Below are 11,829 nucleotides of genomic sequence, written 5' to 3'. Positions count from 1 at the left end.
GGAAACCCAATAGAAATTCAAATTTTATCTCAAGTTTTTAATGTGTTCATTTTACCGCTGGTGGTAGTTGGTATCATTTTAATGATTAATAACAAAAAAATCATGAAAGAGTATAAAACCAGTATTTGGGTAAATATTGGGTTATATGCAGCCTTATTTTTCTCTTGTGTGGTTTCTTATACGGGAGTTATTGGCATCATGACGAAATACTTTTAACAAAACATTTTTTATATGAAAAATAAACAAACATTTAATTTTGTGGCAGTCATCCTTTTAGTATTATCTTTTTCTTGTAAAGAAGAAGATTCTAATGGCTTACTTGTTAAAGATGTATCTGAATTTAACGATGCCGTTAAAAATGCAAAACCTGGTGATGTCATTACTTTAGCTAATGGTGTTTGGAATGATGCTGAACTCGTTTTTGAAGGCAAAGGAACAGAGGGAAATCCAATTAAACTTACCGTTGAAGAAAAAGGAAAAGTAACTTTAGAAGGTGCTTCCAATCTTCAAATTGCTGGAGAACATTTAATTGTTGAAGGTCTTGTTTTTAAAAACGGATTTACACCAACAAATGCTGTAATTTCTTTTAGAAAAAACAGAGAGGAAATGGCTAATAATTGTCGTTTAACCGAATGCGTTATTGATAATTACAACAACCCTGAACGTCAAGTTCAAGATTATTGGATAACCATTTATGGAAAAAATAACCGAATAGATCATAATCATATTGCAGGTAAAAAGAATTTAGGTGTAACGATGATTGTTGGTTTAGATACCAAAGAAAGTTTGGCAAACAATCACAGCATAGACCATAACTATTTTGGACCACGACCAACCTATGGTAATAATGGAGGAGAAACGCTAAGAATTGGTACAAGTCATCACGCGCTTGAAAACTCAAAAACTTTAGTAGAGTCAAATTATTTTGATAGAACTAATGGCGAGCATGAAATTATTTCAAACAAATCCTGCCAAAACACTTTTAAGTACAATACTTTTTTTGAATGTACCGGAACTTTAACCATGCGTCATGGAAATGAAACTATGGTTGACGGAAACGTATTTATAGGAAATGGAAAACCAAGTACTGGTGGTGTTCGTATCATTAATGAAACACAAACAGTTATTAATAATTATCATGTTGGTTTAACAGGATACCGTTTTAGAGGAGCCTTTGTAATGATGAATGGTGTTCCAAATTCACCACCAAATAGGTATGTTCCAGTAATTGATTCTAAATTAAGTAATAATACGTTTGTTAATTGCGATCATATCCAATTATGTGCTGGTAACGATTCTGAAAGAAGCCAAGCACCAAGAAATTCTGAAATCTCTGGAAACATTTTTTATAACGAAAACAAAGAGGATACATTTACTGTTTATGATGACATAAGCGGAATTACATTTAAAGATAATCTTCTTGGTAAAAACGGTAAAACATCTATTAAAGAAGGTTTTGAAAATGCAGATATTACGCTAGTTAAAAATGAACAAGGATTTTTAATTCCTACTTCAGATAAAATTAAAAACAAGATTACTATCAGTCCAAATGTTGCCACTAAAGAGAATACCGGAATAGCGTGGTATTCTAAAGCAGATAATAGTGTAGCATTAAATTCAGGTAAAACAATTAAAGTTGAAGCTGGTATTAATACCTTATATGATATTGTAAAAACATCTGAAGCTGGAGATATTATTGAATTAGAAACAGGTGGAGCTTACTTAATAACGAAAGCAGTTCAAATTAATCATCCATTAACATTTAAAACTTCTGGGGATAAAAAAGCAACTATTTTATTTGAACGAATGATGGCTTTCGAAATTAAAAATGGCGGAAGCTTATCATTAGAAAATATCACATTCGATGGGTCTAAATCTCCGGATTATGCAGGGAATTCTGTAATTAGTACGAGTAAAAACTCCATGATTGATAACTATAAATTATTTATTGATAACTGTGAGTTTAAAGATATGGTTGTAAATCATTCATTTGATGTTTTAAGAGTGGCAAAAGGCACATTTGCTGATACAATAAGTATTCAAAATTCAACATTTAAAAATATTTCAGGTCATATTGCCGCATTAGATACAGAAACGGATGATATTGGTGCTTATAATGTTGAATATATGATTATGAAAAATAATACCGTAACCGATTTACAAGGAGCAGCACTAAGGTTGTATAGAGGTGGGAAAGACGAAAGTACGTTTGGACCTTTTTTAGAAGTAGATCATAATGTTTTTAACAATGTAGGCTTCGGAAGTAAAAATAAATATGGTGCAGCCATGTCATTGTATGGTGTTCAGGTGAATGATATTCAAAACAATAATTTCAATAATACGAAGGGATTAGCAATGCATTTAGTAGTTGGCGAGCCTATTGTAAATGTAGTTAACAATAATTATTATAAATCAGGTAAAATTGAGATTACAGGTGATCAAAAATATAATATTGAAAATCTTTGGAATTTAAATCCACAATTTAATGAAGGTGGTTTTACGCTTTCAGAAAAATCACCTTTAAAGAAAAAAGGAACAGATGGCCTAGATTTGGGATTGATAAACTAAATTAATAATATGAAAATAACAGATATCAAAGTTTTTGTATGTTGCCCTGGGCGTAATTTTGTGACTATTAAAATTATGACGGATGAGGGTGTTTACGGCCTAGGAGATGCCACTTTAAATGGTAGAGAATTAGCTGTTGTTTCATATTTAGAAGAACATGTTATTCCTTGTTTAATAGGTAAGGATGCCCATCAAATAGAAGATATTTGGCAATACCTAGTGAAGGGCGCTTATTGGCAAAATGGCGCTGTAAGTATGGCTGCAATTGGAGCCATTGATGTCGCGCTTTGGGATATTAAAGGGAAAGTGGCCGGATTGCCAGTTTACCAATTACTTGGAGGTAAAAGTAGAAAAGCAGTAACAGTTTATGCTCACGTAAATGGCGAAACCATTGACGATGTGCTTAATAATTTAGAAAAAGCTATTAATGAAGGTTATAAGGTTGTTAGGCTGCAATGCACCATACCTGGAGCAAAAGGTACCTATGGAACCTTGGGCGATAAAAAGAACTATTATGAATTACAGGGGAATAGACCATTGCCACCAGAACATGGTTGGTCTACAACAAAGTATCTAAATTTTATTCCTGAATTATTTAAAAGAGCAAGAGAAAAATTCGGGTATGATATTGAGTTATGTCATGATGTACACAGCCGATTAACGCCAATAGAGGCAGCACAATTAGGAAAATTGTTAGAACCGTATCGTTTAAAATTTATTGAAGATGCAGTCACTTACGATAACCCTGAAGGTTACAAAATTATTAGAGAACATACCACGTCACCATTGGCACTGGGTGAAAAATTCAATACTATTTGGGACGCAAAACCTTTAATAGAAAACCAATATATAGATTTTGTAAGAACAGCTGCAACGCACGGCGGCGGTATAACACCAATGAAAAAGTTAGCAGATTTCGCATCACTTTATCATGTGCGGATGGCGCCTCATGGAGCCCCCGATTTGTCTCCTATCTGTTTTATGGCGCATATGCATTTAGATTTGTGGGCACCTAATTTTGGCGTTCAGGAATTTATAGGCTTTGGAACACCAGAATTAAATGAAGTGTTTAGTTTCAAAGCGAAGCTAAAAGATGGAGACATATATATAGAAGACATTTCAGGACTTGGCGTTGAATTTAATGAGGAAGCTGCTAAAAAATATCCGTATAAAAGATCATACCTTCCAGTTACTAGATTAGATGATGGCACTTTGTGGAATTGGTAATTTTTATTTTTTTATAATCAATCTTAAAACTATTTAGTGGTATATATTGCCCGATGCTATTATTTATTTATATTAGTTTCTAGTTAAAAAATGATAATCTATTAATAATTAGTATAGTTTTTTAAAGATTAACATAATTCTTGCGTTTATTTTTTGTGTTTTAACATAAAAATAACATATATTTGGCGTACCACTCTGGTAAACCAATTTGGTTTACCAAAAAATTAATTATTCTAAACAAACAAATTAACTAAAATGAATGACAAATGAATTTAAAAACTAAATTAACTTTAATGCTAGTATTGATATTCAATATATCATTATTTGCACAAGACGGATATCAATTATCCGGTACAGTAACAGATGCGTCAAGCATGCCTGTTCCTGGAGTGAATGTAATTGTTGCTAATACTTCAAGAGGATCAGCAACAGATTTTGATGGGAAATTCCAAATTGATGTTAAAAGTGGAGACGTTCTTCAATTTTCTTACATTGGTTATGTATCTCAATCAATCAAGATTACAAATCAAACAACTCTTAATGTTGTATTGACAGAAGACGCAGCTCAATTAGATGAAGTTGTGGTAGTAGGTTACGGTACTCGTAAAAAATCTCATTTAACTGGAGCGATAGCAAAAATTGGTGGTGATGATGTTGCAGCCGTGCAAGCAGCGCGTGTAGATGAAGCCTTAGCAGGTAAATTAGCAGGTGTTAATATTCAAAATCAAAGTGGTGAACCTGGTGCTGATTTAAAAGTTCAAATTAGAACGGGGTCTTCTCTTTCAAGTAACTCAGATCCGTTAATTGTTGTTGATGGATTTCCAATTTCAGGAAATTTAGCAACGGTTAATCCAAATGATATTGAAAGCATGGAGGTATTGAAAGATGCTGCTTCTGCTGCAATTTATGGTTCTTTGGGAGCAAATGGTGTTATTTTGGTTACTACCAAAAAAGGAAAATCTGGAAAACTAAATTTTAGTTATAACGCCTATACAAGTACTTCAAGAAAGTATGTAAAAGATATTGAAATGCTTAAAACTGCAGGAGAGTGGGCAGAAGATTTACAATCAGGTGATTATGATCTTTCTAATACTGATCCAGGATTATTACAATACAGACTAGATGCATACACAAATGCTCCAGATGTTGTGAGTATTGAAGATTGGCTTTTTCAAAGTGGTAATTCTACCAGCCATGATTTTAGTGTGAGCGGAGGGTCTGAAAATATTAAAGCATTTGCTTCACTTGGCTATTTAAATACTGATGGTGTTGTAAGAGGACAAGGATATGAAAGATATAACGGACGTATGAATATCGATGCTACTTTGAATGACAAGTTCACGGCAGGTTTAAGTATGAATGGATTCTATGGTAATCAAGATATTGTGCCTTGGGAAATGCGAGATCTTTTAAGAGCTTATAGCATTAGTCCTATTTATCATACACAAGCGTCTATCGATTTCGTTCAACAATTGGATGCTAATAGACAAGCGTTGTTCAATTCAGGATTTACAGGAAATAATATTGGTCGTACATTTGATCAAGATTATAGAGGTGTGGGGTTAGATCCTACAAGTATCTATGATTTACAACCAGGTGATGTTGCTCACGATTGGCAATACGGTAGAAATCAAAATGGTATTGGTGGAACAGGTGATGCTGGTGTAGCCGCAAAATTTGACAACTCTCAAAGGTATAAGAAAACGTATTATGGGAATGTAAGTTCTTATCTACAATACGAATTGATAGAAGGGTTAAACGTAAAAACTATTTTTGGTGCAGATTTACGTGATGTTAATGAGTACGAATATCATGGAAGATTATCAGATGGACAACAACGTGCTGATAGAGGTACATTGGATATAGGAGATATTAAGAAATCTACCGTTTTAAGCACAACTACTGTTGATTATTCAACTGTGATTAATGATAAGCATGATATTAATGCAGTGGTTGGTATGGAGTTTGTAAATACTAAATTCAAAGGACTTGAATCAGATGGGGGAAATGCACCTTTTGGATACCCTTTAAATTATTCTTTTTTCAACGCTGAAGATGTCATTTCGAATAGAATTGACGAGAAACAGTCAAGAAATGGTATTTTTGGTAGAGTTGCCTATGCCTATGATGATAAATATTTATTATCAGCATCTATTAGACGAGATGGTGATTCACGTTTTGGAGCAAATGAAAGATATGCAGTATTTCCAGCATTGTCTTTAGGTTGGAATATGCATAACGAAGCATTTTTACAAGATAATGATGTATTAAGTTTATTAAAACTTAGATTTAGTGTAGGTTCTTTAGGTACTTCTTCAGATTTAGGTTCTTATAGTTCATTAAGTATTTTAGGTACGTCTAATACCGCTTTTGGAACAGGGTTTTTAATTCCTGAAGATGTGGCAAATGCAGATTTAACTTGGCAAACCAATAAAGAAACTAACTATGGTGTTGATGCTGGGTTTTTAAATAATCGTTTCAGAATAAGTGTAGATTATTATACGTCAGACGTAAATGATATGTTAATTAATCAAAGCGTTTCTGAAGTTCTTGGGACACCTCAAATTAGACTTAATCGTGGAGATATTACGAGTTCTGGTTTAGAGTTTGAACTAAATGGAAATATAATTCAAAAGGAGGATTTTTCTTGGAGTATGAATGCCAACTTATCTACAGTTAATTCAGAAATTACAAGTCTAGGTTCTCTTGACGAACTGCCTCGACAAATTTATGGCGGACCATCAGGTAGAGGTGCTGAGTTTAGAAATTATGTAGGTGGCGAACTTGGTGAAATGTGGGGTTATGAAAGCGCTGGTATAGTTGAAAACATATATATGGCAGATCCAACAAGAAATGTTGGAAATAATAGCGGTTTAGCTTATATAGTAGATCAAAACAATGATGGTGATATTACTTATGAAGATGATTATGTTAAATTAGGATCGGCTACTCCAGATTTTTATTGGGGACTTTCAAGTAATATGAACTATAAAGATTTTGATTTAGCATTCCAGTTCCAAGGATCTCAAGGTGCTGAAGTTTATAATATTGATCCTATTTACTGGCAATCGCAATTTCGCGACTCTACTACAGATGCTTTCGACCTTAACGACGATGGTATTGCCGATAATAATGGACTACATTATCAATTAACCAGAGATGTACATGGTTCAATGGTTCAAGATGCATCATACATTGCTTTAAGAAATATAACTCTAGGTTATACACTTAAACCAGATTTTATTAGCAAAATTGGTATAGGTTCTTTAAGAGTATATGCTGCAGCTACTAATTTACTATATATAATGGGGAAAAATTATACGTCATTTAACCCAGAAGGTGTTGAGATTGAAAATAGTAATTATGGAGGTCCTACCACATACGGGTATCAAGAAGGTGCGAGCCCTATTGTTAGAAGTTTTACTTTCGGTGTAAATGTTAATTTTTAAATAAGAAATAATGAAAAAAATGAAATATATATATATAGCATTTGTCTCTATGTTGTTGATGACAGCATGTGATAATGATTTGGAACAATCGCCTGTTTTAGAATTAGAATCCATTAATTTGGTGGAATTTGGGCCGGTTTTAAACGCAGCATACTACTATCAAACAGGAGTTGCAATGCCACAAGCGGTTTTGGGAGATTTTAGAGCAGACAATATGTTGATGTTAGAAGATCCGTTTACATCAATTGATACCTATAACTCAGATTTAGCGGGTGGAGATATGACAGGGGCATTTTTTACCCCAGTTTATCGTAATTTGTACAAGGCGATATTAAGCACTAATAACGTTATTGAAAATTCATCAGATGCAAACGAAGTTGCTGAGGCGAAATTTTTAAGAGGTTTGTCTTACTTTAAATTAGTATTGATTTTTGGTGATGTTCCTGTTAACTTATCGGCTACGCCAAGTACTTCCGATTTATCTATTTTCGTGAGGCAACCAGCGGCAAACGTGTATAATGATGTAATCATTCCAGACTTAATGGATGCCATAGCAGGATTAACTAATTCTGGATTAGCAACAGGTCGTGCGTCTCAAATTGCGGCACGTGCATTACTTGGAAAAGTGTATATGCACAGAGGTGATTTTGGACCGGCTGCAACTACGCTTGGAACTGTTGTAAGCGGTGCTGCTGCTGCAGGTATAACTTTAGAGCCAAACTTTGCTGATGTTGTAACCGATATTAGTTCAGAAATTATTTTTGCAACTAAAATGTCTGGTTCTATTACTGTTGCCGATGGTTCTACGTCTTCATCTACATTTCCAGGATGGTTTTCTGGAGGTGACACCAAATCTAGTACACCTTTAGATCCTCGCTTAACTGCTGCATTTGATGCAAGTGGTGCTGCAGGTGGTGGTACAGATTTAAGAAAAGCATTGACTATTGATGCTGCAGGTGGAAAAGGTGCGAAATATTCTGGAGGTGCCGATCAGGACTTTATAGAAATCAGATTATCTGATATAATTCTATTGTATGCTGAAGCATTGAACGAAACTAGTTCACCTGCTTCAACCGTACTTCCATTACTGGATCCAATAAGAACAAGAGCTGGTTTAACAAGTTTAACTGGAACAGCAACAACACAAGCTGCTGTTAGAACTGCTATTGCAAATGAAAGAAGAGTAGAATTAGCATTAGAGGGTCACAGATGGTTCGATTTAGTTAGAACTGGAACTGTTGATGCTGCAATGGGATTAACAGTAAATAGTAATTACTATGTGTTTCCAATTCCACTATCAGAAATTCTTGCAACTAACGGTGTTATTACTCAAAACACTGGTTACTAAATAAAATATAAAAAATTTAAGTTAGTTTATTTAGTTTAGTTTTTTAGATTAACCGACCAATTTTTGGTCGGTTAATCTTTTAAAAATAGTAATTGAAATAGGTTTGTTAGTTATTTAAATTTAATAAGTTTGATGAACCAATCTGGTACACCAATTTAATTTTTTTTAATGAATTTAGATCTACTTTCAAAAAATGAAAATCAGGAAACTACCAACCGGGTTAATAAACTAATAGGTCAAATAAGTGATTTAATTAGTGAAAAACATTTAAAGCCAGGAGACAAATTACCAGCAGAAAGAGTATTAGCTGAAAAATTTGGTGTTAGTAGAAGAAGTGTTAGGGTGGCTATTCTTAAATTAGAATCCTATGGGATTTTAAAATCAATACCGCAAAGCGGAACTTTTGTTGCAAATATTGGTGCCATTGCCATGAATGGAATGATTGAAGATATTCTTAGTCTTGGGTCACCAAATTTTAAATCTTTAGTTGAAACTAGAATTTTACTAGAATTAAAAGCTGTTAGCTTAGCTGCAGTAAGACGTACAAAAGATGATTTGAAGCGAATTGAAGACGCATTAAATGCTCATAAATCGAAATTATTATTGGGAGAAGATGCCGTACAAGAAGATTTATTGTTTCATTTAGCAATTGCTAAGGCAAGTGGAAACGTAACCATAAATCAAATTATGATTGGTATTACGCCTCAAATAATTTTGGATTTCAAAAAGTATCATACGGCTTATGCTAATCTTGATGAATTAAGAATTAAAGAGCATGCCGAAATTTTTGAAGCTATTAAAAATCAAAATCCGCAACTAGCAAAAAGTAAAATGAAAATTCATTTTAAATTATTGTACGAATATTGCGGAGCAATGTAGTTCTTTTAAAAAAAAAGCAGAAAAAGATAATTATTGGTTATTTAAAAGTAACAGTTACTTTAATTATGATCTCCAGTTTTATTATGGTTTTTGCAATTTTTGAATTTTTTTTGAATATCAATTAACCAATTTATAATTCTGAAATCGAAAGATTATTAATTATCCTTTGGATATAGTACTAATAAATACTTCTGTATCGAATAATCGATACATGGACTATCAAATTATTAGGAAGCTAAATAGCTTTCCTTGAAAACTCTGGAGTCAACAATAAAAACAATAAAAATAAGCACATGGAAATCAATAAAAAATTAACAGGAAAAAATGTTCTCATAACCGCTGGTGCTCAGGGAATTGGTGAATCTATCACCAGACACTTTATTGATAGTGGAGCTAATGTTTCTATACATTATTTTTCAAGCTCTGAAACAGCAAACAAATTAAAGGAATACGCTACTAGTAAAGGCCAAAAAGCAGTTGCCATAAGTGGTGACTTAACAAAAGAAGCCGATGCGAAGGCTTTAGTAGCAAAAACAATGGAAGCCTTAGGTGGCTTAGATATTCTTATAAACAACGCAGGATCACTTGTTGCTCGTAAAATGCTAAGTGAAATGGAAGCTGATTTCTGGCACAAGGTAATGGACATTAACATGACGTCTATGATGTTTGTAACGAAAGCTGCTGCTCCATATTTAGGGAAAAACGCCAATAGTAGTATTGTTAACTTAGCATCACTCGCAGGGCGTAAAGGTGGTCATCCAGGGTCATTAGTGTACTCTACAAGTAAAGGTGCTATCTTAACCTTTACACGTGCCCTCTCAACAGAATTAGGAGCTCAAGGTACGCGTGTTAATGCCGTTTCTCCAGGACTTATTCTGGGAACCTCATTCCACAACACACATACAACAAAAGAATCAGCGGCTGAAACAACAGCTGGCATTCCAATACAACGAGCTGGTAATGCAGATGACGTTGCTCGTGCCGTTTTGTTTTTGGCATCTGAATATGATGGTTTTATTACTGGAGCAACGCTCGATATTAATGGCGGCGTTTATAATATGTAATAAGTTGACTTTCGTTTGTGATAGTTAACTATCACAATACTTGATATAACTAATCAGGAATCAATATAGTAACAACCCAATTTTAAACATGAATCAGCTTAAAACTATTAAAACAGAGGTTGTTACCTTTTAAAACACAAATCAACAAAACAGATAATAATTTATTAAATATGAGTAACAAACTAAAAGTATTAGTATCTGGAACCGGATTTGCCGGACAAGGTCATGCCGATGCCTTTCGGGCTATGGGTGCAGAAGTGGTTGGAATTGTTGGAAGAACGGCAAGTGTTGTTACTAAAGTAGCCAATAAAATGGGAATTCCATATTCTGGAACCGATTGGCAACAGGCGTTAAAGGATTGTCAACCAGATATTGTTTCCATAGCAACGCCTGGTGGCGCACACTATGAGCCTATAAAACAAGCCATCGCATTCGGTTGCCACGTGTTTAGCGATAAACCATTAACGGATACAGGAGAATCAGCAGTTGAGTTATATGAACTTGCAAAAAAGAAAAACGTAAAAACAGCTTTTGCCTCTAGTTTCAGGTATATGCCACATATTCAACATGCTAAGCAACTAGTAGCCAATGGCGCAATTGGCGAGCCTGTGGAAGTGGAATGTATCTCTCATTTTAATCTAGAACGAGATATTCCTTTTGGCTGGTCACATCGAAAAGAAGATGGTGGTGGTCGACTTAATAATAACTTTACCCACATGATGTCCATCGTGTCATCAGTAATTGGGGAAAAGATATTAGGGATAATTGGAGAAGTGCGTGACGATTTAGGCAAAGCACCTATAGTTGAAGGCGTGCATAATTTCAAAACAAGAAGAGATTTTATTCCTGAAGATTTAAACGATCCTTCACTTAAATGGGGAGAAAGTAATGTGGAATGGTCATATACAGTACTTGCAAAGTTGGAAAGTGAATTTGCAACCAAACCGGTTTCTGTATTATTTAAGCATGGTGGGTTAACGCCTAAATTTCAAGAGAACCATATTGTGTTTTATGGTACAAAGGGAGCAGTTTTTATTGAGGGCCATTATGGCATGGGACCTCTTTATTTATATGGCGAGAACAAAACTTGGGAAGAGCTGCCATTGCCTCAGCACATAGTTGATAATCAACCAAAAGTTGAAGGAGATACCGAACGCAACTGGCATTACCTAGTAAGAGAATTTGTGAAAGATATTAAGGGAGAGAAGGTTGCGCCTTACCAAACTTTTAAGGAAGGTAGCCTATACCAAAAACTAATTGACTTAATTAGAAAGAATGATAACTGGACAGATGT

The 11,829-nt window shown here is 34.2% G+C and carries 8 protein-coding genes; all 8 read left to right on the top strand.

What is annotated here, in order from left to right:
- A partial coding sequence (locus WBN21_RS08135) for a divalent metal cation transporter (protein WP_424199183.1) occupies positions 1-216 on the top strand: 216 nt, incomplete at its 5' end.
- A 15-nt stretch (positions 217-231) separates the two neighbouring features.
- Positions 232-2,568 (top strand): chondroitinase-B domain-containing protein, encoded by a 2,337-nt coding sequence (locus WBN21_RS08130; RefSeq protein ID WP_424199181.1) that lies wholly within the window; start codon positions 232-234, stop codon positions 2,566-2,568.
- 9 nt (positions 2,569-2,577) lie between these two features.
- Positions 2,578-3,795, top strand: a complete 1,218-nt coding sequence (manD, locus tag WBN21_RS08125) for a D-mannonate dehydratase ManD (protein WP_424199179.1) — start codon at positions 2,578-2,580, stop codon at positions 3,793-3,795.
- 266 nt (positions 3,796-4,061) lie between these two features.
- Positions 4,062-7,244, top strand: coding sequence for a SusC/RagA family TonB-linked outer membrane protein (locus WBN21_RS08120; RefSeq protein ID WP_424199177.1), 3,183 nt, complete (start codon positions 4,062-4,064; stop codon positions 7,242-7,244).
- 19 nt (positions 7,245-7,263) lie between these two features.
- Positions 7,264-8,592 carry a RagB/SusD family nutrient uptake outer membrane protein gene (locus WBN21_RS08115; RefSeq protein ID WP_424199175.1) on the top strand — a complete coding sequence of 443 codons (1,329 nt, stop codon included), beginning with the start codon at positions 7,264-7,266 and terminating at the stop codon, positions 8,590-8,592.
- 168 nt (positions 8,593-8,760) lie between these two features.
- Positions 8,761-9,471 carry a FadR/GntR family transcriptional regulator gene (locus WBN21_RS08110; RefSeq protein WP_424199173.1) on the top strand — a complete coding sequence of 237 codons (711 nt, stop codon included), beginning with the start codon at positions 8,761-8,763 and terminating at the stop codon, positions 9,469-9,471.
- A gap of 293 nt (positions 9,472-9,764) precedes the next feature.
- Positions 9,765-10,535, top strand: coding sequence for an SDR family NAD(P)-dependent oxidoreductase (locus WBN21_RS08105; RefSeq protein WP_424199171.1), 771 nt, complete (start codon positions 9,765-9,767; stop codon positions 10,533-10,535).
- Between the two features lie 170 nt (positions 10,536-10,705).
- The coding region (locus tag WBN21_RS08100) for a Gfo/Idh/MocA family protein (protein WP_424199169.1) at positions 10,706-11,829 on the top strand (1,124 nt) is incomplete at its 3' end.

This window comes from Algibacter sp., assembly GCF_049667265.1.
GTDB lineage: Bacteria > Bacteroidota > Bacteroidia > Flavobacteriales > Flavobacteriaceae > Algibacter_B.
This window is presented reverse-complemented; position numbering and strand designations above follow the sequence as displayed.

What these genes read in the sequence shown, in the direction of transcription:
- WBN21_RS08120 (WP_424199177.1), top strand. Translation starts at nt 4,062, where the DNA reads ATGAATTTAAAAACTAAATTAACTTTAATGCTAGTATTGATATTCAAT.
- WBN21_RS08105 (WP_424199171.1), top strand. Translation starts at nt 9,765, where the DNA reads ATGGAAATCAATAAAAAATTAACAGGAAAAAATGTTCTCATAACCGCT.
- WBN21_RS08130 (WP_424199181.1), top strand. Translation starts at nt 232, where the DNA reads ATGAAAAATAAACAAACATTTAATTTTGTGGCAGTCATCCTTTTAGTA.
- WBN21_RS08115 (WP_424199175.1), top strand. Translation starts at nt 7,264, where the DNA reads ATGAAATATATATATATAGCATTTGTCTCTATGTTGTTGATGACAGCA.
- WBN21_RS08110 (WP_424199173.1), top strand. Translation starts at nt 8,761, where the DNA reads ATGAATTTAGATCTACTTTCAAAAAATGAAAATCAGGAAACTACCAAC.
- manD (WP_424199179.1), top strand. Translation starts at nt 2,578, where the DNA reads ATGAAAATAACAGATATCAAAGTTTTTGTATGTTGCCCTGGGCGTAAT.